The organism is Streptococcus sp. HMSC073D05, assembly GCF_001812015.1.
Classification (GTDB): Bacteria; Bacillota; Bacilli; order Lactobacillales; family Streptococcaceae; genus Streptococcus; species Streptococcus parasanguinis_D.
The window spans coordinates 111,515-137,315 of record NZ_KV807499.1 but is presented as its reverse complement, the minus strand read 5'-3'; the positions used below and the strand labels follow the sequence as shown (position 1 = coordinate 137,315).

Sequence of the window (25,801 nt, the reverse complement as noted above, 5' to 3'; positions counted from 1 at the left end):
TTGAGAGGCTAGGACTTTTGTCCCAGCCTCTTATCTTTTTGACTGACAAAAGGGGTAATAGGGATAGAGCTAAGTAATACGATAGCAACTATTTTTAAATAATTTGTTTTTTCAAATATTCCAACTATTGCCTGACCCTTTATTTCCCGTCATTTTCGGCTTTCATGATATAATAATCAGATAAGAAAAAGAGGAGACCAAAAGCTAGATGATCACTTCAAAATACGATTGGCAGTTAGCTTCGCCAAGTGCAGATGAGGCCTTTTTAGCCATTGCTAAAAAAGCAGGCCTAGAATCATCCGTAGCAACCTTGCTGTATGAGCGTGGCATTCAGACCAAAGAGGATTTAGAAGACTTTTTAGAGCCCAAGCTGGAGAAGCTTCACGACCCTTATTTGCTCCATGATATGGAGAAAGCGGTGGAGCGCATCCGACGGGCCATCGAAGACTACGAGCAGATCCTCATCTATGGTGACTATGACGCGGATGGGATGACCTCGGCCTCCATTATGAAGGAAACCTTGGAGCAGATGGGAGCAGAGGTGCAAGTCTACCTACCCAACCGCTTCACAGACGGCTATGGTCCCAACGAGAGTGTCTACAAATACTTTATCGAGCAGCAAGGCATTTCCCTGATTGTTACGGTGGACAATGGTGTGGCGGGCGATCAAGCCATTGCCATGGCTCAAGCGATGGGAGTTGATGTTATCGTGACGGACCACCACTCTATGCCGGAAGTCTTGCCGGATGCTTATGCGATCATTCATCCCGAGCATCCAGATGCGGATTATCCCTTCCATTATCTGGCAGGTTGTGGCGTGGCTTTTAAGTTGGCCTGTGCCCTCTTAGAAGAAGTGCCGGTTGATCTCTTAGATTTAGTCGCGATTGGAACCATTGCAGATATGGTAAGCCTGACAGATGAGAATCGGATCCTGGTCAAATACGGTCTGGGTGTTCTCCAACATACCCAGAGGATGGGCTTGCAGGAGCTTTTGGAGATCGCAGGGATTCGTCCGGAAGATGTTAATGAAGAAACAATTGGCTTTCAGATTGCTCCTCGTCTCAATGCCCTTGGCCGCCTCGATGACCCTAATCCAGCTATTGAACTACTGACTGGTTTTGACGATGAAGAGGCACACGAGATTGCCCTTATGATTCATCAGAAGAATGAAGAACGTAAAGAAATTGTCCAAAGCATCTATGATGAAGCCAAAACCATGGTAGATCCGAGCTTGTCCGCCCAGGTCTTGGCCAAAGAAGGCTGGAATCCGGGAGTGCTTGGCATTGTCGCCGGCCGTCTATTAGAAGAGCTTCATCAGCCGGTTGTTGTTTTAAGTATCGAAGATGGACGGGCTAAAGGAAGTGCTCGCAGTCCTGAGTCGGTCAATATCTTTGATGCCCTCGATCCCCACCGGTCGCTCTTTGTCGCCTTTGGAGGACATGCCGGTGCAGCAGGGATGACGCTCGAGGTGGACCAACTTCCTGCTCTGTCTCAGGCCCTTACGGATTACATTAGAGAGCAAGAGATAGATCTCAGCAGCAAGTCTAGCTTAGCCATTGACGAGGAACTACACCTAACAGAACTAACGCTTGAGACCTTGAAAAACTTTGATCGCTTGAGCCCTTTTGGCATGGACAATAAAAAGCCAGTCTTTCTGGTCCGTAATTTCAAGGTAGAAGGGGCGCGCTCGATGGGAGCCGGCAATACCCATTTGAAACTCAAAATTTCTCAAGAAGATGCGACCTTCGAGGTGGTTGCCTTTGGCTTAGGAAGCTTAGAGGCAGAGTTTGCACAGGCGCAAGACCTAGAGCTAGCTGTGCAGTTGTCAGTCAACCAATGGAATGGCCAAACAACCCTTCAGCTCATGCTGGTTGATGCGCGTGTGGATGGTATGCAACTCTTTAATATCCGCTCCAAAAATGCTAGTCTCCCCGCAGGTGTTCCTATTCTTGACTTTACCCAAGAACTGCCAGATCTAGCGGATGCTTCCGCTGTTGTAGTTGGAAATATCCCTGAGGATATAGAGTCCTTACGGCAAATTTTTCAAAAGCATGATTTCCAGGCCGTTTATTTCAAAAATGAGATCCCCAAAGCCTACTATCTGACAGGGTACGGGAGCAGGGACCAGTATGCCAAGCTCTATAAGACCATCTACCAATACCCAGAGTTCGATGTCCGCTACAAACTGAAAGACCTAGCAGCCTATCTCAAGATCCAGCAGATCCTCTTGGTCAAAATGATCCAGATCTTCCAAGAGCTGGGCTTTGTGACCATTGAAAATGGCATCATGAAGGTCAATAAAGAAGCAGAAAAACGGGAAATCGCAGAAAGTAGCATTTACCAAAAACTCAAACAAACAGTGAAAGAGCAGGAATTGATGGCCCTTGGAACGGTTCGTGAAATCTATGACTATCTAACAGGACAGGCCTTATGAAAAAACACCTAAAACAGTTTCTCTGGCTCACCCCCATCCTACTTTTTGCTCTTTATTGGTTGGGAATCTATTTAAGTCTCAAAAATCCCATGGAAGAAATTAACTACTCTGAAAATGGTGGGCTGATTCGCTATGTGATGTTTAAGCCCTTTACAGAGTCAATCGGTAGTGATCGCATCTGGAAGGAAGATGAAGGATTTTAAACTTATCCTTATTCAGATGAAATCGTTGGGGGGACAAGAAGATCTATCCGTCATGATGTTTCGAGACAGTTCCGAATGGGTTTATAGGTATAAATATCAGTTAAAAGAAAATGTATCGGTTCGTCTGATGTTCAAATACAATTCTAAAAAAAGAGCATTGATCCAAGAAGAAGCATATCTTTATGCGGATGATCAAACAGTTGAAGGTAGTGATTTTCTACAGAAACTTTCTACCTACGGTAAAGACCGCACTTGGTTGAAAAACCAAAGTAAGAAAGTCGCCGAGCAATACATCCTTGGCACTTGGTTTAAAAACGGAAGTTCCCGTTATTCCCTGAAAAACTTGGGAGATATGAAAATCGAGTACAACAAATTGATAGAAGAGTAGTAATTTTTTTGGAATCTAATCCCACATCATTTTTCGGATGTGGGATTTTTGCTTTTGCTACAGGTGTTTGGGAAAATGATTTGGCAAAAATGATGCAAGTTAGTAGAATTCATGGTATAATGGAATGTAAAATTTTTTTATGAAAGAAAGTTAACCATGAATTTAAAAGATTACATTGCAAGCATTGAAAACTATCCACAAGAAGGAATTACCTTCCGTGATATCAGCCCTTTGATGGCAGATGGCAATGCTTATAGTTATGCGATTCGTGAAATCGTTCAATACGCAACCGATAAGAAGATTGATATGATCGTCGGTCCTGAAGCTCGTGGGTTCATCGTTGGATGTCCAGTCGCTTTTGAATTGGGAATTGGATTTGCACCTGTTCGGAAGCCTGGTAAGTTGCCACGCGAAGTCATCTCTGCTGACTACGAAAAAGAATACGGTGTCGATACCCTCTGCATGCATGCGGATGCCATTAAACCTGGCCAACGTGTCCTCATCGTTGATGACCTCTTGGCGACAGGTGGTACAGTTAAAGCAACCATCGAAATGATCGAAAAACTCGGTGGGGTCGTTGCAGGTTGTGCCTTCTTGATCGAGTTGGATGAATTGAAAGGTCGCGAAGCGATCGGCGATTACGACTACAAAGTCTTGATGCATTACTAATATAGTCTAATACTATAACTGGCTACAGAAAAACCATAATTGAAAACTATAAGCTCCTATCATATAATGTTAGTTAAGAACTTGTAAGATGGGAGCTTTTTATGCCAATTACTCTAGATAAAAAATTACCAGCAGTCGATATCCTTCGTTCAGAAAATATTTTTGTCATGGATGATGTTCGGGCGACTCATCAGGATATTCGGCCCATGAATGTTCTTATTCTTAATCTGATGCCGACCAAGGTTGCAACAGAAACCCAGCTCTTACGCCTCCTTGCCAACACGCCCTTGCAGATCAATGTGGAGTTCCTCTATATGGCGAGCCATGAGTCCAAGAATACAGCGGCAGAACATTTGGAGAGCTTCTACAAGACCTTTGAGGATATCAAGGATAATTACTATGATGGTTTGATTGTGACAGGCGCGCCTGTCGAAAAGATGGACTTTGAAGAAGTGGACTACTGGGATGAGTTGACTCAAGTCTTTGAATGGGCCAAGCGTCATGTTTTTTCCACCTTGCACCTCTGTTGGGGAGCTCAGGCTGGTCTCTACCACCGTTACGGGATTCAAAAAGTTGAGCTCTGTGATAAGCTATCTGGTATCTATGATCAAGCAGTGGTGCGTCCCGATAGTCTTCTTATGAGAGGCTTTGATGATCGCTTCCTTGCTCCTCATTCTCGCTATACGGATATTCCTTTGAAGGAAGTCCTTGAAAAGAGCAACCTTCAAGTGATCGCGCAAGGAAATGAAGTTGGGCTTTCCATCATTGCCAGTCCAGACATGCGTGAGGTGTATAGCTTTGGCCATCTGGAGTATGATCGCGATACGCTGGCAAAAGAATACCGCCGAGATGTCAAGGCAGGTTTGGATCCGGATGTTCCTAAGAATTACTTTGATGGGGATGATGCCAGTACAGAGCCTCGCATTCGCTGGAATCTAGCTGCGACAACCTTCTTTAGTAATTGGATCAACTATGCGGTTTATCAAGAAACACCTTACCGCTTGGAAGAATTGGAAAAAGATATTTCATTTTATGGTTACCTATAAAGGGGAATTATGACATATTCACAAGCATTTAAGTATGGCAACTTGGTTCTTCCAAGTGCCTTGCTTTTTCATTATCATGAATTGTTTGACCAAGCAGATGACTACTTGGTTTGGCAGTTTTTCTTCCTTCAAAATACGACCGGTCAAGAGACCTTGACTCCTAATCAGATTGCTAGTCATCTGGGAAAAACGGTGACAGAGGTCAATCGGATTATGTCCAATTTGACCACCAAGGGACTTCTTCAATATCGGACCATTGAGCTCAATGGCGAGATTGAAGCCATCTTTGATGCGACCATTGCCCTGGAACGCTTAGATGAGATTTTAGAGGCTCAAACACAAGGGAAGGCACAGAGTGCGCCTGCTAAGGGAAATGTCATCAAGGACTTGGTGGAAACCTTCCAACAAGAACTGGGACGACTTTTGACACCTTTTGAGATTGAAGACCTGACCAAGACCGTGCGCGAGGATCAGACAGATCCAGATGTGATCAAGGCAGCGCTACGAGAAGCCGTCTTTAACGGCAAGCCTCACTGGAAATATATCCAAGCCATTTTGCGAAATTGGCGCAGTGAAGGTATCAACAGTCTGCCCCAAGTTGAGGCCAAACTGCAAGAGCGTGAACAGGCCAATCCACGCAATGTGACCGTATCAGACGATTTCTTGAAAGCCATGGATTTATGGAAGGATTGAGAGGAGACAATTGATCAAATGAAACGGGGAGACAATAAAAGACCCAGACGATTTAGATGTCTATATCCGACTATGTTAGTGGTCGGATTGTTTTTATTGTTTGGCGTGGTCAGCTTTTACTACGTACGAACCAACCTATTAGCTTCGGGCTTGTACCCAGTAGAGGAGAGTCTGGTAGAGGCTGGTTATACTAAAACGAAGACAGGCTTTCGCAAAAAAGAGGCCAATGTGACCATTGACATCCAGTGGAATGCAAAAATAAAAGTATTTGATAAGAATCACTATCGTTTTAAGGCTCATCAAGAGACAACTTTCTGGGAGAAAACCTATGTGGATAAGGAAACGCTTGAAAACTTGACCAATGGCCAGCTATCTGACCAATATGGCTTTGTGCATTACACCAAGGTTAGTAAGAAAGATTGGCTAAAGGTTTCTCCGAGATTGGTAGCCCACGCCGGAGGAACAGTTCGGGGGAAGGAGTACAATACGAAGTATACCAACTCCTTAGAGGCTTTAAGGCAAAACTACAACCTCGGCCATCGCTTGTTTGAAATGGATTTTAATTTGACTAGTGACAAGAAATTGGCTGCAGTCCACGATTGGCACCATTATGGAAACAAAGATGGTATTGCTCTTTCTTCGGAAGAATGGAAAAAATTTAAGGCTTATGGTTCTCCAGAAACACCAAGTCGTTTCACAACGATGTTGATAGGAGATGTCTTGGATCAAATGCTGATCAATCGGGATATGGTGTTAATTACCGATACCAAATCAATGGAAATCCCTAAGGAAGATAGGATCACACAATTTAAAGAACTTGTTTCAGAAGCAAATAAGCGGGACAAAGAACTATTGGATCGTGTGATTCCACAAATTTATCATCAGGATATGTTTGGAGAAATTGAAGCGATTTATCCTTTCAAACATGTCATTTATACCTTGTATGCCTCACCAGATAGTGCAGAAGAGGTACTGGATTTTATTTCCAAGCACAAGGAAATTGAAGCACTAACTATACCTATCGATGATTCTCGATTAACCCCTAAGTTTATCGAACAGGTACATCAGCTTGGAAAACGGGTCTATGTTCATACCATACAAACCTATGAGAACTTAACCAAGTATGCAGCAATCAATGTTGATGGCTTTTACACTGGCTTATTGACCCCAGAGGATATGGCTGTGTATGAATCCGTATCAAAATAAAACAGAAAACTAGCCCTTTCATAAGGTGCTAGTTTTTTCGTTTTTTAAATAGTCTGCATAAGCTTCTTCTAGTTTGGTCAGGAGTGCTTGTTTTTCCTCGTCACTAGCAAAGGAAGCTTGGATGGCATCGACATTGTGCTGGTAAAAGTCAGCTTCCTTGGTTTGGAAATGTTGATGGTAGAGGGCGTATTCCTTGGTGAGGTCGGTATCAGACACTGTCCGGTTATCGGTATTGATACTGATCCGAGCATCGGCTGTCTTCATCTTCAGATAAGGGAAATCTTCTATAGTTGGTGCTGCTTTTGTTTGGAGGTTGCTGGTCAAGCAGAGCTCACCGGTGACCCCATTGTCAATAAAGGATTGGAGTAAGGCTGGTTCATGAGATAGTGCTGTCACGTGGCCATTACGTTTGATGCTAAAAGCGATCGATTGGGCAACAAAGTGTGGGCAATGACACTCACCTGCATGAAGCGTCATGGGCCGATGGTAACTCTTGACTTGCTCAATTAAAGGTCGAATATCTTCTGGAGAGTAGTTGTGCTCATCTCCGGCAAAGTCAAAACCAACAAAATCTTGATCGCTAACTTGGTTGGCTTCTGCAAGAATGCGAGATGTGAGTTCTTGATCTGACTGGCGCATGCCACAGACTAAGGCTTTTGCAACAATGCCAAATTCATTCTGGGCTTGGCGCAGACCATCGCAGACAGCATTGATGGTTTCTGGGACAGTGAGTCCTTGGTCCATGGACAATTCTGGTGCAAAGCGGACCTCGATGTAGACGACATTTTCCAGAGCAGCTTGCTTGGTCACATCGTAAGCCGCAAGCGTCAAGGCTTCCTTGGTTTGAAGGAGGGGACGAATATAATCAAAGGCCTCCAAATAGTCCAAGAGATTCTCACAGTGGGCAGGGGCAGTGACATGGTGTTTGAGCTCTTCATCGCTAGCAGGGAGGTCAATATTGGCCAGGGCTGCCAATTGACGAATAGTCGGAAGAGACAAGGAACCGTCTAAGTGACAGTGGAGTTCCGTCTTTGCCAAACTATGAAAATCGATCATGGACATGGTTTTCTCCTTAAAATTGTATTTTTTCTATACTATCATTTTGACCAGAAAAGTCAAGTAAAGCTAGCGTAGCAGATTTTTGAAACTAGCACCTGGATTTGATATGCTAGGAGTAGCGAAATAAAGGAGAAGAAAGATGTCAGACTATCAATTACCAGAAGTATGGGAAGCGCCGAGTCAAATGGGAGGAGCTTGGGGAGGTTTGAACCAACCAAGAGCAGGAGCCCGCTTTGAACAAAGCCTTCCAAAAGGCGACCAGCCTTTCCAACTCTATACCCTTCCAACCCCAAATGGGATCAAGGTGACCATTATGCTGGAAGAACTAAAAGAGTTGGGTGTAGATGCGGGCTATGACGCTTATCGCATCAAGATTGGTGATGGGGATCAATTCGGCAGTGACTTTGTAGCCATCAATCCAAACTCGAAAATACCAGCCATGTTGGATCAATCAGGTGACCAAGCCATTCGGGTCTTTGAATCAGCCAATATTCTCTTGTATCTAGCAGAGAAATTTGGACAATTGATTCCGACAGATCCTGCTAAACGGACCGAAGTGCTTAACTGGCTCTTCTGGCAGACAGGGGCTGCACCTTTCTTAGGGGGAGGCTTTGGCCATTTCTTCCACTACGCTCCTGAAAAAATCGAGTATGCCATCAACCGCTTTGCCATGGAAGCCAAACGCCAATTGGACCTACTGGACAAGGAATTGGCGACCAAACCTTATATCGCAGGGGAGGACTATACCATTGCAGATATTGCCATCTGGTCTTGGTATGGCCGTCTAGCCCAAGACAAGGTCTGGGATCGTGCTGGAATTTTCCTAGATGTGAAGGGATACAAGCATTTGCAAGCTTGGACAGAAAAAATTGCTAATCGCCCAGCAGTGCAACGTGGCTTGGAAGTAGAATATAAAGAAATTGATGCATAAGGAAAAGGCGCCATTGCGCCTTTTTTTAATGTTGCAAACATGGTATACTTAAGGGTGGAATAAAAGTATAGAAAGAAGCACATGGAATTTACAAAATTATCAAATCGATTGGACTTGGTGGCCAGCTTTGTCCCAGCTGGAGCGCGTCTGTTAGATGTGGGAAGTGACCACGCTTATCTCCCAATCGCTCTTTTACAGGAAGGCAAGATTGAGGCTGCTATTGCGGGTGAGGTAGTTGAGGGACCCTACCAGTCTGCCCTCCAAAATGTGGCAGATAATGGCTTAGATGCCAAAATCGAGGTCCGTCTAGCCAATGGTTTGGCGGCATTTGAACTGTCCGATGACATTTCTTGCATCACCATAGCAGGGATGGGCGGGCGCTTGATTGCGGATATCCTAGGAGCAGGACTTGAGAAATTAGCCGGTGTCTCCCGCTTGGTCTTGCAACCCAATAATCGGGAGGATGAACTGCGGGCTTGGTTAGTAGACCATGATTTCCTCATTGTTGATGAAGCTATCTTGGAAGAAAATGAGAAGTTCTATGAGATCCTTGTGGTGGAACAGGGTTCTCAAGAGTTGTCAGCTAAGGAACTGCGTTTTGGTCCGTATTTGATGCGGGAACAAGCTCCAGCATTTGTCCAAAAGTGGTCCAAGGAAGTGGAGAAATTAGCCTTTGCCTTGGAGCAGGTCCCAGTTGAGAATCAATCCGCCAGAGCATCGTTAGAAGACCGTATCGCTCAAATCAAGGAGGTCCTAAATGAAAGCAAGTGAAGTCATCAAACGCTATGAAGCTTACTGTCCTCAGGAACTATCCATGGAGGGAGATGTCTGTGGCTTACAGGTCGGGACGCTGCAAAAAGACATCCATAAGGTCATGGTAGCCTTGGATATCCGGGAGCAGACGGTGGCAGAAGCTATCGCCCATGGGGTGGACTTGATCATCGTCAAGCATGCGCCCATTTTTCGTCCTATTAAGGATCTGGTAGCCGATCGGGCTCAGAATCAGATCTACATTGACTTGATCAAGCATGATATTGCGGTCTATGTCAGCCATACCAATATTGATATCGTCCCAGATGGGCTCAACGATTGGTTCTGCCAACTTTTAGAAATTGAAAATACAGAGCCCCTCAGTATGACAGGAGAAGGACTCGGAATCGGCCGCATCGGTCAAGTGCGCGCCCAAACCTTTGGCCAGTTGGCTCATAAGGTAAAAGAAACTTTTGGCTTAGATGCTTTGCGCTTGGTTGGTTATGACCAGGCGGATTTAGAACGGGTCATTGAGCGCGTCGCTATCTGTGGCGGAAGTGGCCAATCCTTTTACAAAGATGCTCTCGCTAAGGGGGCTGAGGTATACATCACAGGAGATATCTACTACCACACGGCTCAAGACATGCTGAGCGATGGGCTCTTGGCCTTGGATCCAGGGCACCATATCGAAGTTCTCTTTGTGTCGAAACTAGTCGAAAAACTCAATCAGTGGAAGTCTGAAGAAGCGTGGGATATCGAAGTGCTGGGCAGTCAAGCCAACACCAATCCTTTTTACCATATCTAAGGGGTTATCATGAAAGTTGCTATTATCGGTGCAGGGATCGTAGGATCCACTGCAGCCTATTATTTATCAAAGGAAGCACAAGTGGATGTCACCGTCTATGATCACGGAGTTGGCCAAGCAACCAAGGCAGCGGCTGGGATCATTAGCCCTTGGTTTTCCAAGCGGCGAAACAAGGCCTGGTATCGTCTGGCTCGGCTAGGAGCTGATTTCTACCAAGAATTAGTAGAGGACCTGGACAAAGACGGAATCGAAACAGACTTTTACCAGCAGACAGGGGTCTATCTCCTTAAGAAAAAGGAAGAGAAATTAGATGAACTCTATCAGTTGGCGCTGAGTCGACGGGAAGAATCTCCCTTAATCGGAGACTTATCGATTTTAACCAAAGAAGAAGTGGCCCAACAATTCCCAGGTCTGCAAGGTTTTGAACAGCTCCTTTATGCCTCAGGTGGGGCCCATGTAGAAGGAGCCCTTCTAACGGAAACTCTTCTCAAAGCCAGTGGCGCAAGAGTGATCAAGGAAGAGGTTGCTCTCAAAATCTTGGATCATGGCTATCAGATTGCAGGAGAGAGCTATGACCAAGTCATCCTAGCAACAGGAGCCTGGTTGGGGCAAATCCTTGAGCCACTTGGCTACCAAGTGGATGTCCGTCCGCAAAAAGGACAGTTGAGGGATTATCAGCTAGACCTAGATACGGATAATTATCCTGTGGTTATGCCAGAAGGAGAGCTGGATATCATTCCCTTCCAGCAAGGCAAGATCAGTATGGGAGCTACTCATGAGAATGAGATGGGCTTTGACCTGTCGGTGGATCAAGCTTTACTCAATCAAATGGAAGAAGAAGCCTTGACCTACTATCCAAAACTAGCTCAAGCCGAAGTTATCAGGGAGCGCGTGGGAACCCGGGCCTACACCAGTGACTTTTCACCATTTTGGGGAGCTGTTCCTGATCAAGCAGGCCTTTATGTTGCAAGTGGTCTCGGTTCATCTGGCCTCACAACAGGTCCCCTCATTGGTTGGCATCTGGCCCAACTAGTGACAGTGGGAGACTTGCGCCTAGATCCAGCAGATTATCCAGTTGAACAATACGTGAAGAAGAGAGGGGGACAGAAATCGGTAATTCGTTAGAATTCGATTTCTTTGTCCCGCCTCCGCACAGTTGAGTAGGGCTGTAAAAGCTGATGAAATCAGCGTAGTAGAGCCCACTCAAGCACTGCGTCTTGCTCGATAATCCAAAAATAATTGAGAGGCTAGGACTTTTGTCCCACTCTCTTTTTTTCGAAAGACCTTCCTTCATTCGGACAAAAATAGTAGAATAGAACAAGTGAATTAACAAGAAAATGGGAGTTGTTATGAATTGGTTTCAATCACAATCCGTGGTCTTACAGGCCTTTCTCGCAGGATTGTTTACATGGGGCTGTACCATTGTCGGGTCCGCCATCGTCTTTTTCTTCAAGCATATTAGTCGAAAATTACTGGACATCATGATGGGCTTTGCGGCAGGGGTCATGATTGCGGCATCGTTTTGGTCGCTCTTGCAACCGTCTATTGAGTATGCGGAAAACTCCTATGGAAGTTTGGCTTGGTTGCCAGCGGCCGTTGGTTTTCTAGCTGGAGGATTTTTCCTCCGCTTGATCGACGCTATCGTCCCTCACCTTCATATGAGTAAGGAGATTGAAGAGGCCGAGAGCATCCATACGCCGAGAGAGAAGAAGTTGTCGAAAACGACCCTTCTTTTCTTAGCCATTACCATCCACAATTTCCCAGAGGGCTTGGCAGTCGGAGTGGCCTTCGGAGCCCTCGCGAGTAATCCTAGTCCAGAAGCCTTTATCGGGGCGGTTGGCCTAGCTATTGGGATTGGTTTGCAAAATATCCCAGAAGGGGCTGCCCTTTCGATCCCGATTCGGACGGATGGGAAATCTCGTCTCAATGCCTTTTATTGGGGATCTATGTCAGCTATCGTGGAGCCAGTAGGAGCCCTGCTAGGAGCAGTAGCAGTCCTATCTATGACGGCCATTTTGCCGTATGCCCTCTCTTTTGCGGCAGGTGCGATGATCTTCGTAGTGGTTGAAGAGTTGATCCCAGATTCGCAGACCAATGGCAACACGGACGTTGCGACCCTCGGCCTCATGGTTGGCTTTGTGATTATGATGATCTTAGATGTCGCTCTTGGATAAAGTGTCCTCACCTTGTAGCATGGAAACAAGGTGACTTTTTTATATAAACATGATAAAATAAGGGTAATGACTACGTAGAAAGGCCTAACATTATGAAAGGTATTATTTTAGCTGGTGGCTCAGGTACTCGTTTGTATCCTTTGACTCGTGCGGCTTCCAAACAGTTGATGCCCATTTATGACAAACCAATGATCTACTATCCACTGTCAACCCTTATGTTGGCAGGGATCAAAGAAATCTTAATCATCTCAACTCCGCAGGATCTTCCTCGTTTTGAAGAGCTTCTTGGAGATGGTTCTGAACTAGGAATTTCCCTCTCTTATGCAGAGCAACCAAGCCCAGATGGCTTGGCGCAAGCCTTCATCATTGGAGAAGAATTTATTGGGGATGATCATGTTGCCCTCGTTCTTGGGGACAATATTTTTCATGGAAATGGCTTGACAGCCATGTTGCAACGGGCGGAAGCGAAAGAAAAAGGCGCGACTGTCTTTGGTTACCAAGTCAAAGATCCAGAACGTTTTGGTGTGGTAGAGTTTGATGCGGATATGAACGCCATCTCTATCGAAGAAAAACCAGAACATCCGAAATCAAACTTTGCGGTGACTGGTCTTTACTTCTATGACAATGATGTGGTAGAGATTGCCAAAAACATCAAACCAAGTCCTCGTGGAGAGCTTGAAATCACCGATGTCAACAAGGCCTATTTGGAGCGTGGAGATCTCTCTGTTGAGCTCATGGGCCGTGGCTTTGCTTGGTTGGATACAGGAACTCATGAAAGTCTCTTGCAGGCTTCTCAATATATCGAGACGGTTCAACGCTTGCAAAACGTCCAAGTAGCCAACCTTGAAGAAATCGCCTATCGCATGGGTTATATCAACAAAGAACAAGTCCATGAATTAGCGCAATCACTGAAGAAAAACGAATACGGACAATACTTGCTCCGTTTGATTGGAGAAGCTTAATGACAGAACAATTTTTCGAGAAAGAATTAGCAGCCCGCAAGATTGAAGCGATCCCAGGTTTGATGGAGTTTGATATTCCAGTTCGTGGAGACAACCGTGGTTGGTTCAAGGAAAACTTCCAAAAAGAGAAGATGCTTCCTCTTGGTTTTCCAGAAAGCTTCTTTGCGGAAGGCAAGTTGCAAAATAACATTTCATTCTCTCGTAAGAATGTATTGCGTGGCTTGCATGCAGAACCCTGGGACAAGTACATCTCTGTAGCAGATGAAGGAAAGGTTCTCGGTACTTGGGTAGACCTTCGTGAAGGTGAGACCTTTGGGAACACTTACCAAACTGTGATTGATGCTTCTAAAGGAATCTTTGTCCCTCGTGGTGTTGCCAATGGATTCCAAGTTTTGACGGATAAAGTGGCTTATACCTACTTAGTCAATGACTACTGGGCATTGGAGCTCAAGCCAAAATATGCATTTGTTAATTACGCAGACCCAAGCCTAGACATCCAGTGGGAAAACTTGGAAGAAGCAGAAGTCTCAGAAGCAGACAAAAATCACCCACTGCTCAAAGACGTTAAACCCCTTAAAGCAGAAGATTTGTAAAAATGAGCCTTGCATAGCTGCAAGGAGCCTGGTAGGATCGTTCCTGTCCTAGTGGAAACAAGATTGCCGTAGGGAATCTTGTAGGGGAATCCGGAGACTACGGCTTCGGATTTAGCCATGAAACCGAAGGGGTGCTGGCGTCCCTCACTAGCTAAAGGAACAATCAAAACTAAAAACTATTTGGAGAAAAAATGACTGAATATAAAAACATCATCGTAACCGGTGGCGCTGGTTTCATCGGTTCAAACTTCGTACACTATGTCTACAACAACCATCCAGATGTACATGTGACTGTCCTTGACAAACTCACTTACGCTGGTAACCGTGCCAATATTGAAGAAATCCTTGGGGATCGTGTTGAATTGGTTGTGGGAGATATCGCAGATGCTGCATTAGTTGATAAATTGGCTGCTAAGGCTGATGCCATTGTCCACTATGCAGCTGAAAGCCACAATGATAACTCTCTCAAAGATCCATCTCCATTTATCTACACAAACTTTGTTGGAACTTATACACTCTTGGAAGCGGCTCGTAAGTACGATATTCGTTTCCACCACGTGTCAACAGACGAGGTGTATGGAGACCTTCCATTGCGTGAGGATCTTCCTGGACATGGGGAAGGTCCTGGTGAAAAATTCACTGCTGAAACCAAATACAACCCATCATCCCCTTATTCATCAACCAAGGCTGCTTCAGACTTGATCGTGAAGGCTTGGGTCCGTTCCTTCGGTGTCAAAGCAACGATTTCAAACTGCTCAAACAACTATGGACCATACCAACACATCGAGAAGTTCATCCCACGTCAAATCACCAATATCTTGTCTGGCATCAAGCCAAAACTTTATGGTGAAGGAAAGAACGTCCGTGACTGGATCCACACTAATGACCACTCAACTGGTATTTGGGCTATCCTCACTAAGGGCCGTATCGGTGAAACCTACTTGATCGGTGCTGACGGTGAAAAGAACAATAAGGAAGTGCTTGAACTCATCCTTGAAAAAATGGGTCAACCAAAAGATGCTTACGACCGTGTAACAGACCGTGCTGGTCACGATTTGCGTTACGCCATCGATTCAACAAAATTACGTGAAGAATTGGGTTGGGAACCACAATTCACAAACTTCGAAGCAGGTTTGGAAGACACCATCAAGTGGTATACAGACCACCAAGACTGGTGGAAAGCTGAAAAAGAAGCTGTCGAAGCCAACTACGCGAAAACACAAAAAGTTTTGAAATAATGATGTTAGTCCAAGTGGGAAACCGCTTGGGCTTTTTCTTGCTTTTCTAAAAAAGTCACTAAATAGGGAATTGATTTATGGTATAATAAGAGTAGTTTCTATACTGAATCAAAAGAGGAAGTTAAAATGAATCAAAGAGATTGGGTTGAATACTTTGAAGCGATCAATGGTCGCAAACCGACTATGCAAGAATTTCAGGAAGCGCGTGAAAAAGGGGAGTTTGTCATGGAACAAAAAGATGTGCCTGCTCCTACACCAGTAACACCAGCTCCAGCAAGCCAAGAGCAGGCTCCTACACAGGAAGTGGCTGTTGCACCTAGCGCACCTTTTTCACAAGAGTTTACAGCTTTTGTCCCACCGCAACCATCGGCGAAAACCTTGCAACCTGTTCCAGGGCAGAAAGGACCGAAATTGAGTTTTAATAAACCAACCAAATTCGGTCTTGCAGTCGTCGCTATTGTTACAGCAATCACTCTTGTTTGGATCTTTTTCTTTACAGGGACACAAAGTCTGAATGGAATTTGGTTGAGCAACACGGATTCGATGCCTGTGGTTTATGAACTAAATGGAAAGACAAAGAAAGTCAATACAACTCTTCCGATCAAAAAAATCATCGAAGGAAAAGAAGCTGAAAAGGAATTTGTTCAGAAACTTTCGGCATTAAACTTACCGAATATACAGACGCTAGCAGATGTGGATAAAAAGTTTCATTTGAAGACCAAAGAAGTGGTCATTTTTAAAACAGACGGTTTAGCACTTTATAATTTGCTTCAGTCTAATGGGACAAATGTCATATTCTCTGATGATTTGGATGATCTAGCATATTATAAATCCAATTTGTCAGAATTTAAGAAAAGAGCCGTTTTCCAAAAAATTGAATACCCTGATGTTTTGGTTGGAAAATGGAAAAATGTGACTAATAATGATGATCATTTAGTTTTTCAAATAACGAAAAATGGCGCATCTAATACTGATGTCACTGCCATTTATCCACTTGTAGATACTGATCGTATCAATGATAAGAGTGGAAATTCTCATTCTTCGGATGATAAAATAAATACTGAGTTTAAACAGGTTCAAAAAGAAATTAAAAATCAAGGCTACACAGTGAATAGTGCTAGGGAGGTATATAAAGAGGCTTATACTAATTCCTACATTGTGCCTGTCGATGGAGGAAAGAAGGTTATTGTTCTAGATAAAGACTATAATTTTAAGTCGATGGTGGAAAAAGTGAAATAATCAAAGGACCAAAAGGTCCTTTTAGTTTTTAATTATGAATTTCCTAAAAAATGTTCTGAACTCCCTGATTTGTGGTATACTATGACTAGTTTTTAGGAAAATTATTTTTTAGGGGGATATTATGAATCAAAAAGATTGGGTAGAATACTTTGAAGCGGTCAATGGTCGCAAGCCAAGTATGCAAGAATTTCAAGAAGCGCGTGAAAAAGGGGAGTTTGTCGTAGAGCGAACAGAAGCGCCGACTCCAACAACTGAGGCACCAGCTCCAGCAACTGAAGCGCAGGCTCCTGCTCAAGAAGCACCTGTTGCACCTAGCGCACCTATTTCACAAGAGCAGACTGCTTTTGTCCAACCACAACCATCTGCGAAAACCTTGCAACCTGTTCCAAGACCGAAAAAATTGACATTTTCTTTCAATAAACAAGCACAGATTGGGGGTGCAGTTGGAGGACTTGTCGCAGTGATTGCTTTTGCTTGGTTCTTTTTCTTTTTAGGTGGACCAAGTGTAGATGGCGTTTGGTTGCGAGATACGGATTCAAGTCCGGTCACTTATGAACTAAGCGGAAAGAAACAAAGAGTCAATGGCGATGAGACCATCAAAAAGGTTCTCAAGGGCAATGAAGCGAAAAAAGAATTTAATACAGCACTTTCTTTGTTGAATGCAACTGACTTGCATTCACTTGCGGATGTCGATAAGAAATTTAACCTGAATACGACAGAAATAGTTGTTATTAAGTCTGGTGGGAACACACGCTATAACTTGCTCCAAAAAGACGGAAGCAATATTATTTTAAGAAATGATTTATTCGACTTGAAAACTTATAAATCATACAAAGGAAACTTTGAAGATAATTTGGTCTATCATAAGGTTGAAACACCAAAGGCCATGATTGGAAAATGGAAGAATGTGACAGAAGGAGATAATACAACTGTTCAGATTTCAGATCACGGAATTATTAGTGATAAGTATTACGATAGCAAGGCTTACGCATTCTATTCTCTAGCTGATTCAGAAAAGTATGATGGAGACACGACTTCTAAAGAAGAGATCGAACACACATTTGAAGTAATTCAAGAAGCGGTGAAATCACAAGGCTATCAAGTGAAGAGTGCTAAGGAAGTCTATATACAAGCTAATTCAAATTATTGTTTCGTACCTGTCAACGGTGGAAAGAATATACTCGTCTTACATGGTGGGAATGAATTTGCTGCAAAATTAGAAAAAGTGAAATAATGAAAGGACCGTAAGGTCCTTTTAGAACGTAGACAAACCCTACCAGCAATAGAAACATTGCCATTTTGTAGGTTGGATACCATATAATGAAAGCTCTTAGGAATGCTGGTGTAGCGCTATTCTTAAGAGTTTTTACTTTCTCTATTTTTAAAAAAGACTGAAGAAAATTGTCCAAAATGGACTTTTCTTCAGTCTGAAAGGACTGCAAGGTCCTTTTTATTTGAGAAAGAAAAGTTTCCCAAGTAAGATTCTAAGGAGAGATATGGTTAGGATTCTTTTTTGAGTTGTTGGTTTCGATATTGTCTAGGAGTCAAGTGAAAATGCTGTTTGAATTGTCGATTGAAGTTTGAGAGGTTAGTAAAGCCGACCTGGCTTGCTATTTCTTGAACACTTTGATTGGTTTGAACGAGCTTTTCACAAGCCTTCTCTAAACGCATTCGTATCAGATAATCCATACAGCTTGTCCCAGTGTGTTGTTTGAATATATTCATAAAGTGATTTTTGCTATATCCAAATGTTGTAGCAAGATGATCAATTTGAATGGGCTCTGCATAGTGATGCTCAAGATAACCAATCATTTCTTTTAATTTCTGATATTTTTGATACGTATCATCTGTATAGTGTCGATTGACATACCTGTGCTTAAAGAGAAGATAGAAAAATTCATAGAGTTTAGACTTTAATAGGAGGTCGTAGTAAATACTCTGTTCTTCAAGGATAGAAAAGAGAGAAAAAAGACAATCGCGAATTGGTTCATAAGCATGATCGTCTGGCGAAATCCGAGGAGTGAGATAAAAATGTCCAGAGTATATTGGTTGAATATAGCGTTGGCTAAAACTGTCTATTTGATTCCTACCTAGGAAATCTAGATGGATGCGAAAAACTGTAGAAATTTGTTCTTGATTTTCAATAGCGTAGATAGCATGAGGAGATGTTGGCTGAATCAGAAAAATATCGCCTTCATGACTTTCAAAGTGCTCAGAATTGATATACAAGGTAGCAGTTCCTTTTTTGACATAGATTATCTCAAGTTCAGGATGCCAATGATAAATGGTATCAGCTGATTGCTTAGATAAGATTTGTTTTTCAAAATCGTAGGGGAAATCAGATGGGTTATCTCGTAAATGTCGTGAATATTGAGCCATGATAAATCCTCCCGATAAACTATTTCTAGTTTTATTATATCAAAAAAACTTCCTTATATAGGAAGTTCTCTTTTTTAGCCTTTCTTCTTCATATATAGAAGGTTGAGAAGGAGCCCAACAACTGCTAAAGCGATAGCGACGTAGAATGCAGCACTGTAATTTCCATTGTTGGCTGCTGCCATTTGAACCGCAACTTTAGGTGCAAAAAATGCAGCTAAAGAATATCCTGTAAAGACGATGCCGTAGTTGACCCCCTGATTTGTAGGTCCGTAGTTCTCCATGACAATGGAAGGGAAGACTCCCATAACACCACCGAAGCAGATACCAAGTCCGAGGATTCCTAGAGTGAAACCAAGTTGTCCAGGGATAATTGTTAAAGAGAAGAGTGCCAATACGATGACTGAATAGATAATCAATAAAGTCTGAGAACGACCAATTTTATCAGAGAGTGATCCCCAGATAAAGCGACCACTAGAGTTCGCGATTGAATAAAGAGAAACATAGAGAGCTGCTGTTCCAGCTGAAAGGCCAAACATTGATTGACCAATTGGGGATGCCTGAGAGGCAATCATTAAACCAGAGAAAGCACCGACAAAGAACATGCTGATAATAATGTAAAATAGCGGACTTTGTAGCATTTCTTTCCAGTTTTTATTAGCAGGTACTTGTTTAGTTTGTACTGGAGCTTTCCAATCTGTAGGTTGGTAACCACTTGGGGCTGCCTTAATGAAGAAAATTCCACAGATAATAACAACAATATAGACCAGTCCAATTGTTCGAAAAGCAAAGAAGGCATCTTGTTTTTGAATGAGACTACTTGCAACTGGTGACGCGATAACTGCAGCAAACCCCATACCTCCTGTTAGAATCCCAGAAGCTAAGCCACGTTTATCAGGGAAGAGACGAAGTGAATTTGAGAGGGCTCCTGAATAGGCAAATCCTTGACCGAGACCTGCCATCAACCCATAGGTCAGATAAAGCATGGCTGGTGAACTAGCATAACCAGTCAGGTAAAAACCGCTAGCAAAGAGAAGTGCACCAAGGGCAATTGTCCATTTTACATATCCCTTGTCTACCAAATAACCTCCGAGAATCATGGGGATAGGTCCGATTGCTGAGTTAATTGCAAATGCGAGCATGATTTCGAACATTGACCAGCCTGTTGAAGAACTTAGAGGCCCAGCGAAAACGGAAAAAGAATAGACTGCCCCTGTACAGAGGAGAATAGCAGTTGATGCAGCTAAAACTTGCCAACGATTGAATGTCTCTTTCATAAGAAAAACCTCCACTAACTTAATACATATTTTCACAAAGACTATAACATAGTTAAAAATGAGGGTCAATACTTTCTCAAAAAATATTGTTATTTTTTTCACTAAGTTATACTAAACTAAGATAAACTGATAGGATAACACAATCTTTTAGGGCTATTGATTCACAAGAAAGGCCAAAGTTGTATAATGATATTAAAGATATGAAATCAAACAAATAAAGGGGGTAGCAAGATGAAACTAGTTGCTATCGTTGGAACAAATTCTGACCGCTCAACCAATCGGAAACTCTTAAAATTTATGCAAAAACATTTTTCAGATAAAGCTGACATTGAGGTATTGGAAATCAAACAATTGCCAGCATTTAACGAACCTGAGGATAAGCTAGCACCTGCCGAAGTTCAAGCTTTTTCAGAAAAAATCCTTGCTGCAGATGGTGTGATTATCTCAACACCTGAGTATGACCACACCATACCGGCACCTCTGGCTTCAGCTTTGGAATGGATTGCCTACACTAGTCGCGCTTTGATTAACAAACCAACGATGATTGTCGGAGCTTCTCTTGGATTGCTTGGAACATCTAGAGCCCAAGCGCACTTGCGTCAGATTCTTGATGCGCCTGAACTGAAAGCAAGAGTGATGCCAGGGACAGAATTTCTCCTAGGTCATTCTGAACAAGTATTGGATGATGACAATCATTTGAACAATCCTGAAAAAGTTGCAGAGTTGGAAGAACATTTTTCAGAGTTCCAAAATTTTGTTGAACTAACAAAAGCATTGGTCAAACCAGAAGATACAAACCGTAAGAAATCATTCATCTGGGAAGAATGGTTGAAAGCATAAGCGTCTCAAGAAAGGAGTACAATCCATGAAATTAGTAGCTATTGTTGGTACCAATGCCAAACAATCTTATAACCGTAGTTTGTTGCAATTTATGCAAAGACATTTTGCAACCAAAGCGGATATTGAGATTTTAGAAATTACCGATGTACCGATGTTCAATGAAACCGATGATCAAACAGTTACACCTGTTATTCAGAAGTTTAACCAAGCGATTTCGGAAGCAGACGGTGTGATTATTTCGACACCTGAACACAATCATACGATTCCATCAAGTTTGAATAGCTTGATCGAGTGGTTGTCTTTTAACATCCATCCACTAGATGGAAAACCAACCATGATTGTAGGGGCTTCTTATGATGTTCAAGGTTCTTCACGTGCCCAACTTCATCTTCGTCAGATTTTGGATGCACCTGGTGTAAATGCAACAGTTATGCCAGGAAGTGAATTCTTACTTGGCCGAGCTCATCGAGCATTTGATGCAAATGGGGATTTGGTTGATGAGCGAACTATCGATTTCTTAGATAGTTGTTTCTATCGTTTCCTTCGCTTTGTATCTGTTGCAAACCAACTAAATCTTCCTGAAGAAATTCGATTTGAGCCAGGAACTTATCACGTTACAACTGAAGGTCATAATGGTAAATTGCCAATGGACGTCACAGTTTCTGAGGACCGTATTGAAAAAATTGAAATTGATTCTTCTGGAGAATCTTCAGGAATCGCAGATGTTGTTTTCACTCGTATTCCAGCAGAAATCATTGAGGGACAAACTTTAAATGTTGATGCGGTGTCAGGTGCTTCTGTAACTTCAAATGGTGTCTTGGACGGAGTTGCACGTGCGGTCAAACAAGCCGGTGCAAATCCAGATGTTTTACGGAAACGTTCCAAAGCACCATCTGCCCTAGATAAAGAAGATAAAACTTATCAGGCCGACGTTGTCATTGTCGGAGGTGGAGGAGCCGGTTTAGCTGCAGCTGCTGCAGTATTACAAGCTGGTAAGAAGCCAATTGTTGTAGAGAAATTCCCAGCAATTGGAGGAAATACCGTTCGTGCGGGTGGTCCAATGAACGCACCAGATCCAGTATGGCAAAGAACCTTCGAAGCTCATCCAGGTGAGGCAAACACTCTTCAAGAATTGATTGCGATAGATGAATCAACGATTGACCCAGAATATTTAGAAGACTTTAGAGCCTTGAAAGTTGAGGTTGAGCAGTATTTGCAGGACCCTAGCTATTTGTTTGACTCTACTTTACTTTACCGTATCCAAACCTATATCGGTGGAAAACGAAAAGATTTACAAGGACATGAAATTCATGGTCAATATGATTTAGTTTCTGTATTGACCGAACGAGCCCTTGAGTCTGTTCGCTGGTTGGAAGACATCGGTGTTGAATTTGTTCGTAGTGAAGTCACAATGCCAGTTGGAGCTCTTTGGCGTCGTGGTCATAAGCCGGTTCAACCCATGGGTTATGCCTTTATCTCAGTTCTACAAAAATATGTTCTAGAAAATGGTGGCAAGATCTTGACGGACTCTCCAGTTAAAGAATTGCTTGTAGAAGAAGGGACTGTCAAGGGTGTTAGAGCAGAAGGCCGAAACGGTCAAACCATCCTCGTTCATGCAGATGCTGTTGTTTTAGCTTCTGGAGGATTTGGTGCCAATACTAAGATGCTACAAAAATACAATACCTACTGGACCGAAATTGCGGATGATATTGCTACCTCTAATACACCAGCTGTAACAGGGGATGGAATCCTCTTAGGTCAAAGTGTAGGTGCAGATCTAGTGGGGATGGGCTTTAGTCAAATGATGCCGGTATCTGATCCAGTGACAGGTGCTCTCTTCTCAGGACTTCAAGTTCCTCCAGCTAATTTCATCATGGTAAATACTGAAGGGAAACGATTTGTAGATGAGTACGGTAGCCGAGACAAGCTATCTCAAGCAGCGATTGATAATGGAGGCTTGTTCTACTTGATTGCAGATGATCGCATCAAGGCAACAGCCTATAATACTAGCCAAGAAAAAATCGATGCCCAAGTCAAAGCAGGCACTCTATACCGTGCAGATACGATAGAAGAGTTGGCTGTTCAGATTGGCATGGATCCACAGGTTTTAGCAGATACAATCAAAAAGTACAATTCTTATGTGGATGCGGGATTTGACCCTGAATTTAACAAGGGTAGTTTTGATCTCAAGTGTGAGGTCGCACCGTTCTACGCAACACCAAGAAAACCAGCTGTTCACCATACAATGGGTGGTCTCAAGATTGATACTTCAACACATGTTTTGAATGAAAAAGGTCAGATTATTCCTGGTTTGTATGCTGCCGGAGAAGTTGCAGGAGGACTTCACGCAGGTAACCGTCTAGGAGGAAATTCGCTTACGGATATCTTTACTTTTGGACGGATTGCAGGTCAAACAGCTGTTAAAGAAAATTGTTAGTGGTGGATTTAAAATCTTAGCTAACTTTAAGTCTGTTCATGTATCTTGTCATCATTAAATGAAGATCTCTTATTACTCTTCGAAAATCTCACCATACTTCGTTAAATTCGACTTACCTAACTTTAGTTATGTTTGCGTCGCTCTGCCTAGTCTGATTTCGATTTTCATTGAGTAACCTTCATTTAATGAAATCCTAAAACTTTTTTCATCATAATCTCCTAATGAAGTCACCAAATTCGGTGACTTTTTATTTGAAAAAAACATCAAAAAGAGCGCAAAAAATACTCTTCTTGTACGATACTGTAATTGAAATTTTTAAAAATTTTGGTGTTAGAACTGTCGCCTCAGTCCTAGCACTTTTTCTTTGTCGTATTCTTGGTGTGAGGTGTGAGGGTTTTTTAATGCCGGCACTTTCATATGAACTAGGGCAAAGCCCTATTAATGACCGCGGAATTCTATTGTTCACCTTTATTTTAAACCACACTTTCTTTTCTTTCATGAGTTAGCAGGCTGAGGCTGCTTAGAGTTTTTGTTTCCAAACTTCTTACTGAAAAACTATTCATGTCTAGACAAAAATATGGTAAAATGGATAAGATGTGTCTGAGATGTCTATTGTTTCTCAGGCGACTACAAGTAATGGAGTAGAAAATGCAAAATAGACCTATTATTATTGGTGTTACTGGTGGTTCTGGTGGTGGAAAGACCAGTGTGTCTCGTGCCATTTTGGCTAATTTCCCGAATGAAAAGATTGCCATGATTGAGCATGATTCTTATTACAAGGACCAGAGTCATTTGACCTTTGAGGAGCGGATCAAGACCAACTATGACCATCCTTTTGCCTTTGATACGGACTTGATGATTGCGCAGATCAATGAACTCTTGGAGGGTCGTCCGGTGGATATCCCAACTTATGACTATGCGGAACATACGCGCAGCAGCAAGACCTATCGTCAGGAACCACAAGATGTTTTCATCGTGGAAGGAATCTTAGTTCTTGAAGACAAGCGTCTTCGGGACTTGATGGACATCAAGATTTTCGTTGATACGGATGATGATGTGCGGATTATTCGCCGGATCAAGCGCGATATGGAGGAGCGTGGCCGGAGTCTTGATAGTGTCATTGAGCAATACCTTGGTGTAGTAAAACCGATGTATCACCAGTTCATCGAGCCAACCAAGCGTTATGCGGACGTGATCATTCCTGAGGGCGTGACCAACACAGTTGCGATTGACTTGATCACAACCAAGATTGAAAAAATCCTCAACGGAGCGCGTGAAGGAAAATAAAAATAGGGAGAAAGAGGGAAATCGATCTCCAATCCAATAACAATAGTTGGAATTACGGAATATCGCAGTAGTTGGTGAGACTCGTCATTCGCCTAAAAGCTCGAAAGAGTTCTCAATCAATGTTGCGGGGGTGGTACGAGAAATGGTTTTTAACATTCTGTACCACTCCCTCTTTTTCCTAGGGAGAGTGGAAATGAAAAGGGAGTTTCATTCGCGGACCAAGGCGTTCGCTTGTTTATTGACCATGTGTGCTGGTTTTTCAGATGCTTATACTTTTATTTGTCGGGGTGGGACCTTGGCGGCAGGCCAGACGGGAAATGTGGTCTTTCTATCGGTTGGTTTGATTGGCCAGCAGATCTCAGATGTAGAAGTAAAGTTAGCGACCATGTTGGCCTTTATGCTGGGAATCTTTTTGATGACGGTTTTGCGGCGTTTGATTGACAATTCAGTCTGGCGCCTCAGTACCTTGGTGCCCTTTATCCTCACGACCTTGGTGACGGGATTTTTGCCAGCATCGGTAAAAAATGTCTTCATCGTGCCTTTTTTTGGCTTGAGTTTAGGAATCGTTGCGACTTCTTTTGGAGAAGTGGATGGCTACGCTTATAATCATTCCTTCATGACCGGAAATCTCAAGAAAACCATGGTGGCTTATGGAAATTTTGTCAGAGAAAAGGAGATGAAATTCCTCTGGGAAGCCATCTTTATGACCTGCTTGATCGGGAGTTTCGTCTGTGGGGCCATTTTTTCGACCTACTTGATCCAGTTTTATGGATTAAAGACGATTTGGCTGGTGGCCATCATCTTAACCATCTTTTTAATCTACCGGGCCATTCAATATTTTGAAGTCTTTCACTTCAATCGGCTGCATGAATAGATAAAGGTATCATAAAAAACTTTCCTTAGGTGAGTGCGGACGTCAGCGAACTTCTTTTAAGAAGTTCCATGACTAATTATTGATCCTAAGGTCTCAATAATTCCGTGTGCCTGAAGCAGTTAAGCTTCAGGCACTTTTCTCACAGCGGAAAGTTTAGTATATTCTTTATCAATTTAAATTAATGAGACCTCGATTTTATCTCTTTGCAGAATCGCTTAAGTTATTTTACTAAAAATTAGTTTATCTATATTCCAGAGGCTGGGACAAAAGTCCTAGCCTCTCCATTATCTTTGGATTGTCGAGCAAGACGCAGTGGTTGA

General features: G+C 42.9%; 24 protein-coding genes. 21 read left to right on the top strand and 3 right to left on the bottom strand.

All coding sequences use genetic code 11. The features are described 5' to 3' along the window. The first annotated feature begins 208 nt into the window (after positions 1-208). From recJ to HMPREF2832_RS08130, 7 genes are all read left to right on the top strand, one after another. The gene (gene recJ, locus HMPREF2832_RS08160; RefSeq protein WP_070506443.1) at positions 209-2,434 is read left to right on the top strand and encodes a single-stranded-DNA-specific exonuclease RecJ; all 2,226 of its coding nucleotides are present in this window, start codon (positions 209-211) and stop codon (positions 2,432-2,434) included. Beyond that, the gene (locus HMPREF2832_RS08155) at positions 2,431-2,637 is read left to right on the top strand and encodes a TipC family immunity protein (protein ID WP_070506438.1); all 207 of its coding nucleotides are present in this window, start codon (positions 2,431-2,433) and stop codon (positions 2,635-2,637) included. Before recJ ends, HMPREF2832_RS08155 begins: the two co-directional genes overlap by 4 nt. Continuing rightward, positions 2,624-3,025: a TipC family immunity protein gene (locus HMPREF2832_RS08150; RefSeq protein WP_148131358.1), complete on the top strand. Its 402-nt coding sequence runs from the start codon at positions 2,624-2,626 to the stop codon at positions 3,023-3,025. Before HMPREF2832_RS08155 ends, HMPREF2832_RS08150 begins: the two co-directional genes overlap by 14 nt. A gap of 156 nt (positions 3,026-3,181) precedes the next feature. Continuing rightward, a complete protein-coding gene (locus HMPREF2832_RS08145; protein WP_003007878.1) occupies positions 3,182-3,694 on the top strand; it encodes an adenine phosphoribosyltransferase in 513 nt (170 codons plus the stop codon). 101 nt (positions 3,695-3,795) lie between these two features. Then, positions 3,796-4,740: a homoserine O-acetyltransferase MetA gene (gene metA, locus HMPREF2832_RS08140; RefSeq protein ID WP_070506434.1), complete on the top strand. Its 945-nt coding sequence runs from the start codon at positions 3,796-3,798 to the stop codon at positions 4,738-4,740. A 9-nt stretch (positions 4,741-4,749) separates the two neighbouring features. Then, entirely contained in the window at positions 4,750-5,433 is a 684-nt protein-coding gene (locus HMPREF2832_RS08135) for a DnaD domain-containing protein (protein WP_070506429.1), read from the top strand. Positions 5,434-5,451: 18 nt separating this feature from the next. Continuing rightward, positions 5,452-6,639 (top strand): glycerophosphodiester phosphodiesterase family protein, encoded by a 1,188-nt coding sequence (locus HMPREF2832_RS08130; protein ID WP_070506425.1) that lies wholly within the window; start codon positions 5,452-5,454, stop codon positions 6,637-6,639. 18 nt (positions 6,640-6,657) lie between these two features. On the opposite strand, the gene add is transcribed toward HMPREF2832_RS08130, so the two are convergent. Next, the gene (add, locus tag HMPREF2832_RS08125) at positions 6,658-7,701 is read right to left on the bottom strand and encodes an adenosine deaminase (protein ID WP_070506420.1); all 1,044 of its coding nucleotides are present in this window, start codon (positions 7,699-7,701) and stop codon (positions 6,658-6,660) included. A gap of 136 nt (positions 7,702-7,837) precedes the next feature. Here add and yghU point away from each other — a divergent pair, with 136 nt between their 5' ends. The 10 genes from yghU (at position 7,838) to HMPREF2832_RS08075 (ending at position 17,624) form a co-directional block, all read left to right on the top strand. Then, positions 7,838-8,629 carry a glutathione-dependent disulfide-bond oxidoreductase gene (gene yghU, locus HMPREF2832_RS08120; RefSeq protein WP_070506414.1) on the top strand — a complete coding sequence of 264 codons (792 nt, stop codon included), beginning with the start codon at positions 7,838-7,840 and terminating at the stop codon, positions 8,627-8,629. An 81-nt stretch (positions 8,630-8,710) separates the two neighbouring features. After that, positions 8,711-9,400, top strand: coding sequence for a tRNA (adenine(22)-N(1))-methyltransferase (locus HMPREF2832_RS08115; protein WP_070506408.1), 690 nt, complete (start codon positions 8,711-8,713; stop codon positions 9,398-9,400). Continuing rightward, entirely contained in the window at positions 9,387-10,184 is a 798-nt protein-coding gene (locus tag HMPREF2832_RS08110) for a Nif3-like dinuclear metal center hexameric protein (RefSeq protein WP_070506403.1), read from the top strand. Before HMPREF2832_RS08115 ends, HMPREF2832_RS08110 begins: the two co-directional genes overlap by 14 nt. Before the next feature lie 9 nt (positions 10,185-10,193). Beyond that, positions 10,194-11,309, top strand: coding sequence for an NAD(P)/FAD-dependent oxidoreductase (locus HMPREF2832_RS08105; protein WP_070506398.1), 1,116 nt, complete (start codon positions 10,194-10,196; stop codon positions 11,307-11,309). A gap of 224 nt (positions 11,310-11,533) precedes the next feature. Next, a complete protein-coding gene (locus HMPREF2832_RS08100) occupies positions 11,534-12,358 on the top strand; it encodes a ZIP family metal transporter (RefSeq protein WP_070506393.1) in 825 nt (274 codons plus the stop codon). Between the two features lie 92 nt (positions 12,359-12,450). Next, positions 12,451-13,320, top strand: coding sequence for a glucose-1-phosphate thymidylyltransferase RfbA (gene rfbA / locus HMPREF2832_RS08095; protein WP_049488821.1), 870 nt, complete (start codon positions 12,451-12,453; stop codon positions 13,318-13,320). Continuing rightward, positions 13,320-13,913: a dTDP-4-dehydrorhamnose 3,5-epimerase family protein gene (locus HMPREF2832_RS08090; RefSeq protein ID WP_003007862.1), complete on the top strand. Its 594-nt coding sequence runs from the start codon at positions 13,320-13,322 to the stop codon at positions 13,911-13,913. Before rfbA ends, HMPREF2832_RS08090 begins: the two co-directional genes overlap by 1 nt. 191 nt (positions 13,914-14,104) lie before the next feature. Then, positions 14,105-15,151 (top strand): dTDP-glucose 4,6-dehydratase, encoded by a 1,047-nt coding sequence (rfbB, locus tag HMPREF2832_RS08085; protein ID WP_070506387.1) that lies wholly within the window; start codon positions 14,105-14,107, stop codon positions 15,149-15,151. 126 nt (positions 15,152-15,277) lie between these two features. Continuing rightward, positions 15,278-16,390 (top strand): hypothetical protein, encoded by a 1,113-nt coding sequence (locus HMPREF2832_RS08080; RefSeq protein WP_070506382.1) that lies wholly within the window; start codon positions 15,278-15,280, stop codon positions 16,388-16,390. A gap of 121 nt (positions 16,391-16,511) precedes the next feature. Then, positions 16,512-17,624: a hypothetical protein gene (locus HMPREF2832_RS08075; protein ID WP_070506376.1), complete on the top strand. Its 1,113-nt coding sequence runs from the start codon at positions 16,512-16,514 to the stop codon at positions 17,622-17,624. Positions 17,625-17,890: 266 nt separating this feature from the next. Here HMPREF2832_RS08075 and HMPREF2832_RS08070 read toward each other — a convergent pair whose 3' ends face one another. Then, a complete protein-coding gene (locus HMPREF2832_RS08070) occupies positions 17,891-18,769 on the bottom strand; it encodes an AraC family transcriptional regulator (RefSeq protein ID WP_070506372.1) in 879 nt (292 codons plus the stop codon). A 74-nt stretch (positions 18,770-18,843) separates the two neighbouring features. Then, entirely contained in the window at positions 18,844-20,043 is a 1,200-nt protein-coding gene (locus HMPREF2832_RS08065) for an L-lactate MFS transporter (RefSeq protein WP_070506367.1), read from the bottom strand. Positions 20,044-20,274: 231 nt separating this feature from the next. Between HMPREF2832_RS08065 and HMPREF2832_RS08060 the strand changes: the two genes are divergently transcribed. The 4 genes from HMPREF2832_RS08060 (at position 20,275) to HMPREF2832_RS08045 (ending at position 25,481) form a co-directional block, all read left to right on the top strand. Continuing rightward, entirely contained in the window at positions 20,275-20,883 is a 609-nt protein-coding gene (locus HMPREF2832_RS08060) for an NADPH-dependent FMN reductase (protein WP_070506362.1), read from the top strand. 25 nt (positions 20,884-20,908) lie between these two features. Further along, positions 20,909-23,320: a flavocytochrome c gene (locus HMPREF2832_RS08055; RefSeq protein WP_070506358.1), complete on the top strand. Its 2,412-nt coding sequence runs from the start codon at positions 20,909-20,911 to the stop codon at positions 23,318-23,320. Positions 23,321-23,968: 648 nt separating this feature from the next. After that, positions 23,969-24,607, top strand: coding sequence for a uridine kinase (gene udk / locus HMPREF2832_RS08050; RefSeq protein WP_003014641.1), 639 nt, complete (start codon positions 23,969-23,971; stop codon positions 24,605-24,607). Between the two features lie 193 nt (positions 24,608-24,800). Further along, positions 24,801-25,481, top strand: coding sequence for a YoaK family protein (locus HMPREF2832_RS08045; RefSeq protein WP_070506353.1), 681 nt, complete (start codon positions 24,801-24,803; stop codon positions 25,479-25,481). Positions 25,482-25,801: the final 320 nt, after the last annotated feature.